Raw genomic sequence first — 15,479 nt, 5'->3', positions numbered from 1 at the left:
GTTGCTTACGGTAAGCGCGCACCTCATCTTCGCTGGTTTTGGTGGCGAAGGCGATCTGTCGATCGCTGAACCCCTGTTGTTTAATCGCCATCAGCATATCTGCTGTTAGACTCGTCAGCGCTGTGCGTTTGAGGCTTTTCTCGGTATCTAGCAAACCCTGTAATTTACCCAAAAACCAGCGATCGATGCCAGTTAACTCATAGATTTCGTCGATGGTCATTCCCAGCAGCATGGCATGGCGTAGGGTAAAGATGCGCTCTGGGTTAGGGGTACGCAATCCAGCACGAATCTGCTCCAAGCTAGGAAGTTTTTCAGGACGATCGCAACCCCAGCCTGCTCGTCCAGTTTCTAGGGAGCGCAGTGCCTTCTGAAAGGACTCTTGAAAGGTGCGCCCAATGCCCATAGCTTCCCCTACAGACTTCATCTGGGTAGTCAGCACAGGTTCAGAGTTGGGAAATTTTTCAAAGGCGAAGCGGGGTATCTTGGTAACTACATAGTCGATGGTGGGTTCAAAGGATGCTGGTGTTTTCTTAGTAATGTCGTTGGGGATTTCGTCTAGGGTATAGCCTACAGCTAGCTTGGCGGCAAACTTAGCGATCGGAAATCCTGTGGCTTTGGAGGCCAAGGCAGAACTCCGGGAAACACGGGGATTCATTTCAATGACGATCACATCCCCGTTGAGAGGGTTGACAGCAAACTGAATGTTAGATCCGCCTGTTTCTACCCCAATTTCCCGAATAATCTTGATGGAAGCATCCCGCAACCGCTGATATTCTTTGTCAGTCAAGGTCTGGGCAGGGGCAACGGTGATTGAGTCACCGGTGTGCACGCCCATTGGATCCAGATTTTCGATCGAGCAAATAATTACCACATTATCTGCCAAATCTCGCATCACTTCCAGTTCATACTCCTTCCACCCCAGAAGCGACTGCTCAATCAAAATTTGAGATACCGGGCTAGCATCCAACCCTGACTGGGCAATCTGTTCAAATTCTTCGGGGTTGTAAGCAATACCACCGCCTGTTCCCCCTAGGGTAAAGGCAGGACGAATGATGACCGGAAAGGAGCCAATCCGTTGAGCTACCTCCCGTGCTTCGGTCATGGTTTCTGCTAAACCAGAAGGGCAAACACCAATCCCAATCCGCTCCATGGCTTCCTTGAACAGCTTGCGGTCTTCTGCCATGTTGATGGCAGGCAACTTAGCACCAATTAACTCCACACCATACTTGTCTAGCACTCCCGTTTCAGCTAACGTCTTGGCTAAGTTCAGCGCGGTCTGACCACCCATAGTAGGCAACAGGGCATCAGGACGTTCAGCAGCAATGACCTGCTCCAAAATGTAAGGCGTGAGGGGTTCGATATAGGTGCGGTGAGCAATTTCTGGATCTGTCATGATACTGGCAGGGTTGGAATTTACCAGCACAACTTCGTATCCCTCTTCCCGCAGCGCCTTACAGGCTTGGGTGCCAGAATAGTCAAATTCACAAGCTTGCCCAATGACGATCGGGCCAGAGCCAATTATCAGAATCTTGCGGAGGTCGTTACGGCGAGGCATAGGCAATGTAATAACAGGACTGATTGTCATCTGTCATCTGACGAATGACTAATCGTGGTTGATTGTACCGCTTACTGTCTGGGGATGGATGATGAACGTGTGAGTGATTGGTGACGATTACTCAACAGGTTGCGCAATCACGCTATATGGAAAAGCCTGGACAAAACCTGTTAAACCTGGGCAAAACCTGTTAAATAAGTGGTGTCAACCTTACAACAAGGGCATGGATATGGAAAACCAGGAATATGAGTTTAGCGACTCCCAAAATGAGCTAATTCGCGATTTATCTGGCAAGATGAACCTGTTTAGTATCATCATGCTGGTTGTTGGCATTTTAGGAATTCTAGCTGGTCTGGCTGCTGTTGCTAGAGGTGGCCTCCTAGGAGCAGTGCAAGGGATTACCAATGCAGTAGTTGGGTTGCTAACAATGCGAGCAGCCAAGTCCTTCAAGCTGATTGTTGAAACAGAAGGACGGGATATTGAAAACCTGATGGCTGCTTTGGGGGAACTGAGAAATTTGTATACGTTCCAGATTGTACTGATTATTCTGGCCTTCATTGGTGGATTTATCATCGGACTTGTTAGTGCGTTATCCGCCCGTTAATCGGAACTTAACTCTGATATGGCGAAATGTGAAGCTGGGTAATCGATGTAGCGATCGCTGGCTATGCTAACTACTAGGTTAATCTCAAACTGGAGAGCATTTAAACATGACCAACGGAAGTTCTGGGGATATCAACAGCAAAAAAACTGTGGCTGGTATCTGTGGCATTTTAGTAGGCGCATTTGGTGTTCATAAGTTTATTTTGGGTTACACCACGGAAGGCATCATCATGATAGCGGTGTCTCTTTTAACTTGTGGGATTGGCGCAACTGTGATGAGTATTCTGGGTATTATTGAGGGGATTACCTACCTCACCAAATCTGATGAGGAATTTGCTAACACTTACATTAACAATAAGAAAGGTTGGCTGTAAATCTAGGTTGCTGGGTTACACTGGATTAGGCTGGACTACACTCGAGCGTGTGTTATGGGCAAGGCTGTAGGTCTAGAATTAACCGTTGCTGGGCGATGGGTAAGGGCTAGCATTGTTGCAATTGCTACTACTCCTATTCTAATTGCGTGGCTGTATGTTGTTGGGGTTGTGCTACCTCTGCCTCCTTGCCCGTTTCGTTATTTTACAGGGATCCCCTGTCCTACCTGTGGTATGACCCGATCGTTCTTGGCGCTTGCCCACGGGGATTTTGTCCATGCTATAACAGAGCACCTATTCGGGCCATTAGTGTTTTTGGTATTTTTGGGTGCGATCGGCCACTGTCTCTGGGAGTTGCGAGTGGGGCGACCCATTAGTACAGCTTACACACGCTTACTGATGGATCAACGCTGGCAAGTGGGGTTTGCAATCGCGGTGGGGGTTTATTACCTCAGTCGTCTCTGGTACTGGGCTAGCTCTGGGGAATTGCAGCTTGCGATCGCCAATGCCCCCTTGACTCATCTGCTTCAAGGGTTATCGGTGCTAAATTAGAGAGGCTACAGCATAGCAACCGAGGTAGGCATCCCTACTATGCAGACAGTTAAGCGCAAAGGATTATTGTTAGTGGTGTTAATGGCGGGGGGGCTAGCTGTTTTCCCAGCCGTTTCTCTGGGGGTAGATGCGCTGCCTCTGAATTTTTGGCTGAAGAGCTATCTATCATTTCTGACATTGCAGGTAGGAACTGCCGCGATCGTTCTCAGTTACCTGCGCTGGGGCAGATCTCAGGAGAAATAGCACCCATGTTAGAGTTCATTCGCTCAGATTTAGCTGCCTTTCGTGCCTACAGTCCCCATCCCAGCGGCTACGACACAGCCCTAGCTGCCGAGGTTGTCTTGGATCACTTAGACACCAACGAAAATCCCTATGACCTGCCAGAGGATCTAAAGCAAAAGTTAGGCTGGCTTTATCAACAACAGATACAGTCCAATCGGTATCCTGACGGGGAGCACCAGGCACTGAAGCAGGCGATCGCGACCTATGTCAGTGAAACTGTGACTCAAGCGGTGGTTATTCCTCCCGACATGATCTCCGTTGGCAATGGCTCTGATGAACTAATTCGATCGCTGCTGATTGCTACCTGTCTAAGGGGTGAGGGGGCAATCCTAGTGGCAGAGCCAACCTTTTCGATGTATGCGATCGAGGCTCAAGGCTTGGGCATTCCGGTAATCACAGTGGGACGATCGCCTGTTACCTTTGAAATGAATCTAGCTGAGGCAGAGTCAGCGATCACCAACACCCAAAATCCCCCCATTCGAGCCATGTTTGTGGTGCATCCCAATTCCCCAACCGCCAATGCACTCACGCCTACAGAGTTGGAATGGTTACGCACACTGCCTAGTCACATCTTAGTTGTGATTGACGAGGCGTATTTTGAGTTTAGCCAACAAACGGTAGTTGGTGAACTGATCCAGCATCCCAACTGGGCTGTGTTGCGGACTTTCTCTAAGGCGTTTCGCCTCGCAGCCCATCGCATTGGCTATGCCATTGGCCATCCAGCCTTAATTGCGGCGCTAGAAAAGATTCGCCTGCCCTACAACCTCCCTAGTACAACCCAAGTTGCTGCTCAGTTAGCCCTAAGCCAGCGACAAACCCTGTTAGCCGTGATCCCAGAATTACTAAAAGAGCGCGATCGCTTGTTCCAAGCCCTTTCTACCTGTCCACAACTCCGCCTTTGGCCCAGTGATGCCAACTTTTTGTTTGTACGGCTTCAGCCAGACTATGCTCATCACTCCCTCACAGATATTCACCAACAGCTTAAAGCGTCTGGCACCTTGGTGCGGCATACTGGCAACGGTTTACGCATTACAGTTGGTACTCCAGCGGAAAATAACCGCACGATCGCCCGTTTGACCCACGTGTTATCTGCCCTCTCTCCCCGATAGTCCGATTGGTGATGTGGAGCTAGTGGTGGTGCGAGATCGCCAAGGACAGGTGTTCGTTTATGAAGATGCTTGTCCCCACAAGCGAGTGCGCCTTAGCCAATTTGGACGACGACAGGGCAATACGCTAGTGTGTGGCTACCACGGCTGGAAGTTTGAAACCAACTCTGGAAAATGCACTGAGATTCCAGGAATGCCAGCATTGCACACCAAGTTTTGTCTGCGTTCTTACCCAGTAAAACGATATGGCGGCTGGGTATGGGCGTTTCCTGGAGATCCAGAGTTAGCAGACCAGCGACCGCTACCTGTGATTCCACCTGCCCACGATCGCCGCTATCATCCCATCCCGATGGAAGGTGCAGTTAATTGTCACTTTAGTTACATGACAGAAAATGCTACGGATCTTTTCCATGCAGATCTGCACCGCAGTCAGCAGCCTTGGGCAAATCCTCGGCTAGAGTCGCTGGAGAGCGACGATCGTACTGTGGTTGCCCGCTACGAAGTAGATGCTCCCCGTCTGTTGGCAGCACTGATTGGTCAACGGGGCAAAAACTACATCCGTATTACCTATGAGTATCCCTATTTTCACCTCCAGTCAGAGGATGGTGCCTTTTACCTGTTTGTCACCTATGTGCCGACAGGTGCCCAGAGCATTTGGGTTCACTCTACCTTTTATTTCCGCCATGTGTGGGGAATGCCCTGGATTCTGCGCCTGTTACATCCCCTGCTGGATTGGGGCACCTTTCGCCAAGTTTTTCACCAAGACATCCGTGCTGTAGAAGAAGAACAACGGGCCTATAACCTGTCAGGCTGCGATCGCAGCCGAGAAACTAACCCCGTTTCCCATGCGGTTCGCAACGTTATTCTCCACCAGTGTGCTTCTGGCTCATAATACACAAGTAACCAATCAAATGCCATCCTGGCTAAAATGTCACATTACCAATCGGCGTTGCTGCACAGCCGTGTGATTCTCATGCCTGAGCTGCTTGCAGTCTTGACCCTAGCCCCTCTCCTAAGGAGAGGGAATAAGAGTGTTAGCTCCGGCAAGGGGTTGGAGATGAGGTCAATTCATAGTTGTGTTTAGCAACGCCACCTCCTTTTTGAGTTATATGGATGCTCTCAATGATTTACTTGCCAGTCACGCTGCTTCTCTTTGTACTTTTCCTGCTGCTGTTTCCATTTATCTGGTTTGCAGTCGCCCTGGATGTTGTAGAAATTGCCGTTGCCAAATTAGGATTCTCTCCTAGTATCGCCCTTTTATTATTTGCTGCTGTGATTTTAGGCAGCACAATCAATATTCCACTCTATGAACGGGTCTCTCAAGTGCCAATTATTCCAGACTTTGCTGATCTGTGGATGGCTCGATTTTGGGGCATTCCCTTACGCAAAATTGAACAAAGGACGATCGTAGCCCTTAATGTAGGCGGTGGTTTAATTCCAACTCTGCTGGCTCTCTATGAATTCACACGTTCCGATCCGTTAGCGATTTTAATTGTTACCACTGTTGTTACCTTCATGAGCTACTTCTCGGCTCAAGTTGTCCCAGGCATCGGTATTCAAATGAATGCCCTAGTTGCACCGTTGACGGCTGCTCTGATGGCATTGTTAATTGTTGGAAATGGTGCAGCCCCCGTGGCCTTTGCTGGTGGAGTTTTAGGAACTTTGATCGGTGCTGATTTATTGCATTTACCTCAAATTGAGAAGATGTCAGCCGGGGTTTTGAGTATTGGCGGAGCAGGAGTATTTGATGGCATTGCCCTGTGCGGACTTTTTGCTCTACTACTCACCTAACCTATTTATCACTGAAGAAACTAGTGCATTTGGAAACATACCCAACCCCATATCCATTAAGCAAAATGCTACTTCCCTACCCTTTGCATTGGTTGGGCCTGCAATTATGGTTGACCCGTTGGTGCCTGTCTGGGAGAAATGCTAGGCTAGGCCCTGGGGGGGCAGTTAGGAAGAATTTGGGTGTTGGGTTTGTTTCTCAATTCAACCTGAGAGGGTATCTATGATGCTATCCAGCTAGAGGTGCAGGTAGTTGGCAACAGTGTGGGTGAGTTGATGCGCCAGAGGTGAGCAGTCCAGCACCATTCCAGCACAGAGTAGCATCAAGTATAGGATAGAAGACTTGAACAGCGATCGAGCCAAGCCCAAGTCCTTAGGAGATTGACGCAACATCCATGCTTTGATGGCAAACCAGATACCTAGTGCCAGTGCGATCGCTCCATAGACCGCTCCCAACACGCCTAGGGGATAAACCAGCACCATAGTAATGGGAATCAAGAGGACTGTGTAGAGCCAAATCTGCCGGGCAGTGGACTCTTCGCCCTCTACCACTGGCAACATGGGCACATTAACATCGGCATAATCTTGGCGAATCATCAGTGCCAGCGCCCAAAAGTGAGGTGGTGTCCAGAAAAAGATGATTATGAAAAGTACCCACGCCGCCCAACTGAGGTCGCCTGTAACGGCTGCCCAACCGACCAGAGGTGGAATGGCTCCCGCAGCACCGCCGATAACAATGTTTTGAGTTGTGTGACGCTTTAACCAGTGGGTATAAACCAAGACATAGAATACAATGCCTGTCATTGCTAACAAAGCACTGAGCAGATTAGCCACTACAGTTAGCAGGGTGAAGGCAATCACCGCCAAAATACCTGCAAACGCCAAGGCGTGCCAGGGGTGTACCCGTCGAGAGGGCAAGGGCCGAGTGCGCGTGCGCTCCATGATTTGGTCGATGTCGCGATCGTAAAGACAATTGAGCGTATTGGCAGATCCGGCTGCACAGGTGCCTGCTATCAGTGTCGCCACTAGCAACTGAGGGTTAACATGCCCCTGGGCTGCAATCCACATGCCTGCCACAGTGGTAATCAATAGCAGCAAGATAATGCGTGGCTTTGTGAGCTGGTAGTAGCTTTGCAGAACCTCAACCCAAGTGCGGTTGAGTCGAGTGGCATTAACGGTCGTTGATTGGGTCAGTTGCATGAACAGTTGCTCTTGTGAAGGATAGGTAAATTGAGTAGTGAGGATGGATTGGTGGGGAATTCAATAGAGGGAGCTAGCTGGGATTCTCTAGATAGCCATGCCCTTAGCTTGAATACGATCGCGCAGAGACAATCCAGTAAATGCTGTCAAAATGCCTAGCAACATAGCGCCGATCGTATGATGGCTTACAGTTAGCAGTTCTACTTGCAAACGCAGATAAAACGTGGCAACACCCAGCAAAACCTGAAGCACGAGGACAACACCTGCCAAGGTCGCTAACCTTCGCAATAGCGGATGTAGAGCAGGGGTACGATGAGCTAGCACAACCATAGTCACTGTTAGGACTGTTGGTACCGCAACTCCCATGACATGGGCATTCATAACCACACACAATTCGCCCTGGGCAAAACATTGGTGCAATGCCCAACGCGAAGCCACTAACCCACCCGACAGGCTTTGCAAGTACACTGACAAGGTAGATAGCAGAGCTACCCAGGGCAACTTACCAACGGTACCAGTGCCCTGGTAAGGTATAAGAGTGATTGCCATCACCACGAGCACTGTAAAAAATAGCTGGGCTGTGCCTAGGTGAGCAGTAACGATATCAAAACGGAGCAACTCTGTCACCGTTAGGCCGCCCAACAGTCCCTGAACGACAACTAGTCCTAAAGCTACGGTGGCTAGCCAAGGAGTCCACTGGGGTAAGTGATGACGCTGCCACCAACAGCGAACAGCCAGCCCGATCGCCATCACGCCAATCAGAGAAGCATCTAGGCGATGAAACCACTCTAGAAACACCTGTATGTTCATCTGTTGCCGAGGCACAAGCACACCATAGCAGAGTGGCCAGTCAGGGCAGGCTAGTCCTGCGTTCATCACGCGAGTTGCACTGCCGATCGCCATTAAGACCAAGGTAGCTACTGCCATCTGCATAACTAGGTGACGAATGCTTTCCTGTGCACTCAAACAGCAGTCTAGGCTAGAGCCTACAGACTTAGAAGAACTGGGTTGATGCCAAGTCAAATTTGCCATAGGCGCAAACAGTAATCCAACCAATGTGCAACAGTGAGTAACAGCATTGCAGAGTGGCTACTCATAGCCCCGTACTCCTGAATGTGTTGCTAATGCTTACAACTGTAAAGATGCTTGCTGAGACAGCGGGAAAGTTTTGGTATTTCTTTTGATTGTGGATAGATCCCTGCACTACTGAAACAATTCTTAACAAGTCGATCTGTTAAGCTGCAACTGCCAATGCATCTACTGCAACAGAATTAAAGTGCCACCCTCGGCTAGCCACAATGACTGTCGAAAGGATTGGTCGAAAGTTTGTTCGCCATTATACAAATAGTAGTAAATGGCTAAAATCTATACATCTTGTCACAAATGTCTAGCAAGTGCTTCGTGTTTAATGGCAAATGGCCCCTGATCCTGAAGACAATCTGAAGGATTGCTTATGTTACATAACGATTCTGGGTTCTCTGCTTTATGGTGTTAAGTGACTGAAGTAGTTCATCGTTGAATTGAGTCATTACGAGCCGTGGAAAGTATCCCAACTCCCATTATCACCCTATTGATCGGTGTAATCGTTACGATCGTCAGCATTTGGTATGGTCAGAATCATGGGCTGCTGCCAGCAGAAGCCTCTGCTGCTGCTCCTGCAGTTGATGGTTTATTCAACACCATGGTGACTATCGCTATGGCGTTGTTCCTGCTGGTGCAAGGAGTTTTGATCTACGTTGGCATTCGCTATCGTCGCAAACCAGGAGACAACACCGATGCCCTGCCAGTGCATGGCAACATTCCCCTAGAGGTACTATGGACTTCGATTCCAGCGGTGATTGTCTTGGGTTTGGCCGTCTACAGCTTTGATGTGTACATGAGCGAAGGCGCGATCGACCCCATGAGTCACAGTGCTCATCATCGTCACTCCGCAACCCAGGTGGCTAGTCACTCCAAGACCCTAGCAAAAGGAGCAGCGATCGCTGCCTCCCTAGACTCTGACCAGTCTGCTAATGTATCTGCTAATCTAGTGGCCTCAATTCCTGATGGCATCAAGAACATGACAGGCGCTAAATCAGGCGATGCCGTGGAGGTGAATGTAACGGGGTTACAGTTTGCTTGGATTTTCACCTATCCCCAGGATGGGGTCGTGTCTGGAGAACTGCACATTCCTGTTGATCGTCCGATTGTGCTGAACATCAGTGCGAATGATGTGCTCCATGCCTTTTGGGTACCAGAGTTTCGGTTGAAGCAAGATGCTATACCGGGACGCACTACTCAGTTGCAATTTGTGGCTAACCGAATTGGCACCTATCCAGTTATCTGTGCAGAACTCTGTGGCTCTTACCACGGCGGCATGAAGACTCAAGTGCATGTTTACAGTGCTGAAGACTACGATGCTTGGTTGCAATCCCAGAAGGCAGTTGCCACTACAGATAGAGAACAAGTGGTAGCTGCGGTTAGCCCATCGGCAATGTCTGACGCTGACTACTTGGCTCCCTATGCCCAAGAGTTTGGAGTCAACTCAGCAGTGCTACATAGCTTGCATGAAAACCACTCGCTGCACTCCACAATGTAAGGGTCAATGTAGGGCCTTAGGTACATACTCACTAGTTCGATCGTCCTCAGACTCCATCACCTGTACATTACGCTGAAATTTGTTAGCTATGGCTCAAGCACAACTCCAAGTTCCTATTCCGCAAGTTCATCATGAGCATGGTGAAACCCCTTGGTGGACTTACTTCACCTTTAGCACCGACCACAAGGTAATTGGCATTCAATACTTGGTGACCACCTTTATCTTTTACTTGGTTGGCGGTGCCTTGGCTACGGCAGTGCGCACTGAACTAGCTACGCCAGATGTTGATTTTGTTAGTCGAGAGTTGTATAACAGCCTGTTTACTATCCACGCTACGGTCATGATCTTTCTGTGGATTGTGCCCGCGGGAACAGGTGGATTTGGTAACTACTTAGTGCCACTGATGATTGGCGCGCGAGATATGGCATTTCCTAAGTTAAATGCCATTGCCTTCTGGCTGATTCCTCCGGCTGGCATCTTACTGCTAAGCAGTTTCTTTGTTGGTGCTGCTGGCTCCGGTTGGACATCCTATCCGCCTTTAAGCTTGATGAATGGCAAGGCTGGGGAACTGATTTGGATCTTGAGCGTGTTGCTGTTGGGTACGTCTTCGATTTTGGGAGCCATTAACTTTATCGTCACGATCGTCAAAATGCGCCTCCCTGGCATGGGGTTCAACTCAATGCCCCTATTTTGCTGGGCTATGCTAGCTGCTTCCGGGTTAGTGCTGTTATCTACGCCAGTGTTGGCAGGGGCATTAATCCTACTGTCCTTTGACCTGATGGCTGGGACTGCATTCTTTAACCCCACGGGCGGTGGTGATCCGATCGTCTACCAGCACATGTTCTGGTTCTACTCTCACCCTGCGGTTTACATCATGATCCTGCCAGTGTTTGGCATGATATCTGAGATTCTGCCCGTGCACGCTCGCAAGCCCATCTTTGGCTATAAGGCGATCGCCTACTCTAGTATTGCCATCAGCTTCCTTGGTTTGATTGTTTGGGCACACCACATGTTTACCAGTGGCACCCCTGACTGGTTGCGAATGTTCTTTATGATCATGACCATGATCATCGCCGTTCCCACGGGCATCAAAATCTTTAGCTGGCTGGGAACCCTGTGGGGTGGAAAGCTACGTCTCAACAGTGCCCTCCTGTTTGGCATGGGCTTTGTCTCGATGTTCGTAATCGGTGGGCTGAGTGGGGTGATGCTAGCCTCTGTTCCTATAGATGTGCATGTGCATGACACCTACTTCGTTGTGGCACACCTGCACTATGTACTCTTTGGAGGCAGTGTGTTTGGTCTCTACGCTGGCCTCTATCACTGGTTCCCTAAGATGACCGGACGAATGCTGAATGAGAAGCTAGGCATTCTTCACTTTGTGATGACCTTTATTGGCTTTAACCTGACCTTCTTGCCGATGCACAAGCTAGGCTTGGCGGGGATGCCTCGTCGGGTTGCTGAGTATGATCCTAAGTTTGCTGCACTTAACCTGCTGTGTACGATCGGCACCTATATCTTGGCAACCTCTACAATTCCCTTTATTGTCAATGCCATTTGGAGCTGGATTGCAGGCCCCAAAGCAGGCAATAACCCCTGGAAAGCACTAACCCTAGAGTGGATGACCTCATCACCACCACCCGTAGAAAACTTTGACGGAGACCCTGTGTTGGTTTGTCATCCCTATGACTACGGTGTTGCCACACGTACCGAAGGCGTAGAAGAAATGATATCCAAATCTCGCAGGTTAGCGATTCCTGATGGCCCTTAAAACCATTGCCTTCGATCCCAGGTAGAAATTTCCCTGACCTCACTAATTTTTATTCCAAGCTACTAGGAGGAATTGATTACTGATGCAACTGCAAGGTTCACTAGCTGACCCCACCAAGGCAATTCGTAACCATCAGACTGTTGCCCACACTGCTGATCACGGTGCTGCCCACCATCATGACTTTCGCTTGTTCGGCGTAGTTGTGTTCCTCGTGGCAGAGAGTATGATCTTCCTGGGCCTGTTTGCCGCCTATGGAACCTTTCGCCTAGCAGCTCCTGGTTGGACAAACGACACAGAATTGGAACTGTTGCTGCCAAGCATTAACACCGCCATCCTAGTTTCCAGTAGCTTTGTGATTAACCAGGCAAACAAAGCCATTAAGGCCGATAACGTCAGAGGTTTGCAGATGTGGTTTGGGATCACAGCCCTCATGGGAGCCATCTTCCTAGCTGGACAGCTCTATGAATATAACCATTTGGAATTCACACTGGCGACTAACCTATTTGCTAGTACTTTCTATGTGTTAACTGGCTTTCACGGCCTGCACGTTTGCTTTGGACTAGTAATGATCTTGGCGGTGCTTTGGCGATCGTTCAAGCCAGGTCATTACTCTAGCACTAGCCACTTTGGCGTAGAGGCAGCAGAACTCTATTGGCACTTTGTGGATGTGGTTTGGATTGTACTGTTCTTGTTGCTATACATTCTCTAGGAGGAATCTATGTCTAGGACACTACTTGAGCAACTGCGAGAGATGACAGTCGTAGTGGCAGATACGGGCGATATTCAGGCGATCGAGACCTTTACTCCCCGTGACGCCACAACCAATCCATCACTGATTACAGCTGCCGCCCAGATGCCTCAATATCAGGAGATCGTGGACGATACCTTGATGCAAGCACGGCGTGATCTAGGAGCAGGAGCCTCTGAGAATCAAGTAGTGAGCTTAGCCTTTGACCGTCTGGCAGTGTCCTTTGGGCTAAGGATTCTTAAGATTATTCCTGGACGGGTGTCCACAGAAGTAGATGCTCGCCTGTCCTATGATACTGAGGCAACGATCGCCAAAGCTCGCGACCTGATTAGCCAATACAAGGCTGCTGGAGTTTCCCCAGAACGGGTGCTGATCAAAATTGCTGCTACTTGGGAGGGGATTAAAGCGGCGGAAGTTCTGGAAAAAGAGGGCATTCACTGCAACTTAACCCTGTTGTTTGGCATTCACCAGGCGATTGCTTGCGCCGAAGCTGGCGTTACTCTCATCTCTCCCTTCGTCGGTCGTATCTTAGACTGGTACAAGAAAAGCACAGGTCGCGACTCCTATCCTCCAGAGGAAGATCCAGGCGTATTGTCCGTTACTCGCATCTACAACTACTACAAGAAATTCGGCTACAAAACTGAAGTCATGGGTGCTAGCTTCCGCAACATTGGCGAAATTATAGAGTTGGCGGGCTGTGACCTATTAACCATTTCTCCGGCGTTGCTGAAAGAGCTACAAACAACGACTGGCGAGTTGCCTCGCAAGCTAGATCCAGAAGTGGCGCGTGGAATGACCATCGAGAAAATTACTGTAGACAAGGCGACGTTTGATGCTATGCACGCTGCCGATCGCATGGCCTCTGAAAAACTAGATGAGGGCATTAAGGGCTTCACTAAGGCGCTGGTAGCCCTAGAAGAGTTACTCAAACAGCGGCTAGTACGTCTGGAGGCTGAGGAAATCGTTAGCCATGCTGCTCAAGACATGTTCCGAGTGTATGACTTAGACGGAGATGGCTTTATCACCCGTGAAGAGTGGGCTGGCACTGATGCTGTCTTTGATGCTCTAGATGTCAACAAAGATGGCAAGATTACCCCTGAAGAAATGGCTTCTGGCCTAGGGGCTGTCTTCCACCTAGCAGGCGTTGCCTAACAAGTTCTTAACGATTTAGTAACGATTTAACAGTTATTGCAACTAGGCGATCATGCCAAAGGTGCGATCGCCTGCTACTTGTGGACTGAACTAGAAACGTGTATTGATGGCTGTTATAGCTCGTAGTGAGGACTTCAGTCCTCACTGTCAACGTCCTAACTAGACTGTGTAGCTGGAAATACCTAAAATGCTTATTGATAGCTGTTATAGCTCGTAGTAAGGACTTCAGTCCTCACTGTCAACGTCCTAACTAGGCTGTGTAACTAGAAATGCCTAAAATGCTTATTGATGGCTGTTAAGGCTTGTAGTGAGGACTTCAGTCCTCACTATTAACGTCCTAACTAGGCTGTGTATGCTTACAGCTAGCGCTTAAAGCAAGTCCAACCTGCATAGATAGCCTTGTCGCCTAGTTCTTCCTCAATGCGCAGCAGTTGGTTATATTTTGCCAAGCGCTCACCCCGGCAAGGGGCACCTGTCTTGATTTGCCCAGCGCTAGTAGCAACCGCCAAGTCAGCAATGAAATCATCGGGAGTTTCACCAGAGCGATGACTGACCATTACGGTGTAACCACCGCTGCGAGAATCGTTGATCGCAGCTAGAGTCTCAGTAACCGAGCCAATCTGGTTGACCTTGATTAGAGTAGAATTGCCAACCCCATCGGCGATCGCCTGCCGAATAATTTTGGGATTCGTGACAAACGCATCATCCCCTACAAGTTGAATGCGGCTACCCAAGGTTTTCGTCAACAGTTGCCACCCTGTCCAGTCCTGTTCAGCGATTCCATCTTCAATCGACACGATCGGAAACTGGTTAACCCAACTTTCCCATAGTGCTACCATCTCTTCCGAAGTTTTGCGGCTGCCATCGGACTTAGAAAACACGTAGACACCATCGTTATATAACTCACTGGTAGCTGGGTCTAGAGCAATTGCTACGTCTTCGCCTGCTTTTAGTCCAGCCTTTTCGATGCCTGCCAAGATGACTTCGATCGCCTCTACATTGGCCTGCAAGCTAGGAGCAAACCCCCCTTCATCCCCAACACCAGTGCTGTAGCCCTTTTGCTTGAGAATAGATTTCAAGGCGTGATAGACCTCAGCTCCCATCCGCATCGCTTCTCGAAAGGTAGGCGCACCAACAGGCACCACCATGAATTCCTGAAAGTCAACACTGTTATCAGCGTGGGCACCACCGTTAATAATATTGAAGCAAGGAGCGGGTAATAGATGGGCATCAGCACCCCCTAAGTATTGATACAACGGCATTCCAGCGGCAACGGCGGCAGCTCTAGCAACGGCCATTGACACTCCTAAAATTGCATTAGCTCCTAAGTTGGATTTATACTCTGTGCCATCCAGCATCAGCATCTTGTTGTCGATCGCAGCCTGATCTCCAGCATCTGCTCCTACAAGTTCTGGAGCAATGGTCTTGTTTACATTGTTGATAGCCTTCAACACGCCTTTGCCCTTGTAGCGCTGAGCGTCTCCATCCCGTAACTCTAAAGCTTCTCTAGTTCCAGTTGATGCGCCCGAGGGAACAGCCGCTCGCCCCTTACTGCCATCTGCTAGCACCACGTCTACTTCCACGGTCGGGTTACCACGAGAGTCAAGAATTTCTCTGGCATGAACTGATGCGATCGCAACCATAGGATGTTATTCCCCTAATGCAAATGCTATTGTCTCTCCATCAATCCAATCAGAAGAATCCGTCTCCTGGGGTTCGCTTTGGATTCTCTTAATCTATGACCATAATGTTTCCTAATGTGAACCGTTACTCCAG

The 15,479-nt window shown here is 49.3% G+C and carries 15 protein-coding genes; 11 read left to right on the top strand and 4 right to left on the bottom strand.

What is annotated here, in order from left to right:
• A partial coding sequence (gene carB, locus NZ772_02965) for a carbamoyl-phosphate synthase large subunit (GenBank protein ID MCS6812520.1) occupies positions 1-1,555 on the bottom strand: 1,555 nt, incomplete at its 3' end.
• A 229-nt stretch (positions 1,556-1,784) separates the two neighbouring features.
• Here carB and NZ772_02960 point away from each other — a divergent pair.
• The 7 genes from NZ772_02960 to NZ772_02930 all read left to right on the top strand — a co-directional run bounded on the left by NZ772_02960 (position 1,785) and on the right by NZ772_02930 (position 6,260).
• Positions 1,785-2,159 carry a hypothetical protein gene (locus NZ772_02960; protein ID MCS6812519.1) on the top strand — a complete coding sequence of 125 codons (375 nt, stop codon included), beginning with the start codon at positions 1,785-1,787 and terminating at the stop codon, positions 2,157-2,159.
• Positions 2,160-2,265: 106 nt separating this feature from the next.
• On the top strand, positions 2,266-2,532 hold the full coding sequence (locus tag NZ772_02955) for a TM2 domain-containing protein (protein MCS6812518.1): 267 nt from the start codon (positions 2,266-2,268) through the stop codon (positions 2,530-2,532).
• Between the two features lie 54 nt (positions 2,533-2,586).
• Positions 2,587-3,081 carry a DUF2752 domain-containing protein gene (locus NZ772_02950; GenBank protein ID MCS6812517.1) on the top strand — a complete coding sequence of 165 codons (495 nt, stop codon included), beginning with the start codon at positions 2,587-2,589 and terminating at the stop codon, positions 3,079-3,081.
• 39 nt (positions 3,082-3,120) lie between these two features.
• Positions 3,121-3,324, top strand: coding sequence for a hypothetical protein (locus NZ772_02945; protein ID MCS6812516.1), 204 nt, complete (start codon positions 3,121-3,123; stop codon positions 3,322-3,324).
• Positions 3,325-3,329: 5 nt separating this feature from the next.
• Positions 3,330-4,472 (top strand): histidinol-phosphate transaminase, encoded by a 1,143-nt coding sequence (locus NZ772_02940; protein MCS6812515.1) that lies wholly within the window; start codon positions 3,330-3,332, stop codon positions 4,470-4,472.
• A gap of 13 nt (positions 4,473-4,485) precedes the next feature.
• On the top strand, positions 4,486-5,361 hold the full coding sequence (locus NZ772_02935) for a Rieske 2Fe-2S domain-containing protein (GenBank protein MCS6812514.1): 876 nt from the start codon (positions 4,486-4,488) through the stop codon (positions 5,359-5,361).
• A 230-nt stretch (positions 5,362-5,591) separates the two neighbouring features.
• Positions 5,592-6,260, top strand: a complete 669-nt coding sequence (locus NZ772_02930; protein MCS6812513.1) for a DUF1614 domain-containing protein — start codon at positions 5,592-5,594, stop codon at positions 6,258-6,260.
• Positions 6,261-6,494: 234 nt separating this feature from the next.
• Here NZ772_02930 and NZ772_02925 read toward each other — a convergent pair whose 3' ends face one another.
• Entirely contained in the window at positions 6,495-7,457 is a 963-nt protein-coding gene (locus NZ772_02925; GenBank protein MCS6812512.1) for a heme o synthase, read from the bottom strand.
• Positions 7,458-7,544: 87 nt separating this feature from the next.
• Entirely contained in the window at positions 7,545-8,489 is a 945-nt protein-coding gene (locus NZ772_02920) for a COX15/CtaA family protein (protein ID MCS6812511.1), read from the bottom strand.
• Between the two features lie 505 nt (positions 8,490-8,994).
• Here NZ772_02920 and NZ772_02915 point away from each other — a divergent pair.
• From NZ772_02915 to NZ772_02900, 4 genes are all read left to right on the top strand, one after another.
• Positions 8,995-10,035: a cytochrome c oxidase subunit II gene (locus NZ772_02915; protein MCS6812510.1), complete on the top strand. Its 1,041-nt coding sequence runs from the start codon at positions 8,995-8,997 to the stop codon at positions 10,033-10,035.
• 88 nt (positions 10,036-10,123) lie between these two features.
• Positions 10,124-11,803 (top strand): cytochrome c oxidase subunit I, encoded by a 1,680-nt coding sequence (gene ctaD, locus NZ772_02910; protein ID MCS6812509.1) that lies wholly within the window; start codon positions 10,124-10,126, stop codon positions 11,801-11,803.
• An 88-nt stretch (positions 11,804-11,891) separates the two neighbouring features.
• Positions 11,892-12,512 (top strand): heme-copper oxidase subunit III, encoded by a 621-nt coding sequence (locus NZ772_02905; protein MCS6812508.1) that lies wholly within the window; start codon positions 11,892-11,894, stop codon positions 12,510-12,512.
• Positions 12,513-12,521: 9 nt separating this feature from the next.
• Complete coding sequence (locus tag NZ772_02900; GenBank protein ID MCS6812507.1) at positions 12,522-13,703, top strand: transaldolase; 1,182 nt, start codon at positions 12,522-12,524, stop codon at positions 13,701-13,703.
• Between the two features lie 362 nt (positions 13,704-14,065).
• Here the strand turns inward: NZ772_02900 and eno are convergent, their stop codons facing one another.
• The gene (gene eno / locus NZ772_02895; GenBank protein MCS6812506.1) at positions 14,066-15,346 is read right to left on the bottom strand and encodes a phosphopyruvate hydratase; all 1,281 of its coding nucleotides are present in this window, start codon (positions 15,344-15,346) and stop codon (positions 14,066-14,068) included.
• Between the last annotated feature and the right edge of the window lie 133 nt (positions 15,347-15,479).

Source organism: Cyanobacteriota bacterium, from assembly GCA_025054735.1.
In the GTDB taxonomy this organism is placed as follows: Bacteria; Cyanobacteriota; Cyanobacteriia; order SKYG9; family SKYG9; genus SKYG9.
Note: the sequence above shows the minus strand (reverse complement) of the source record. Positions and strands in the feature narration are given on the sequence as shown.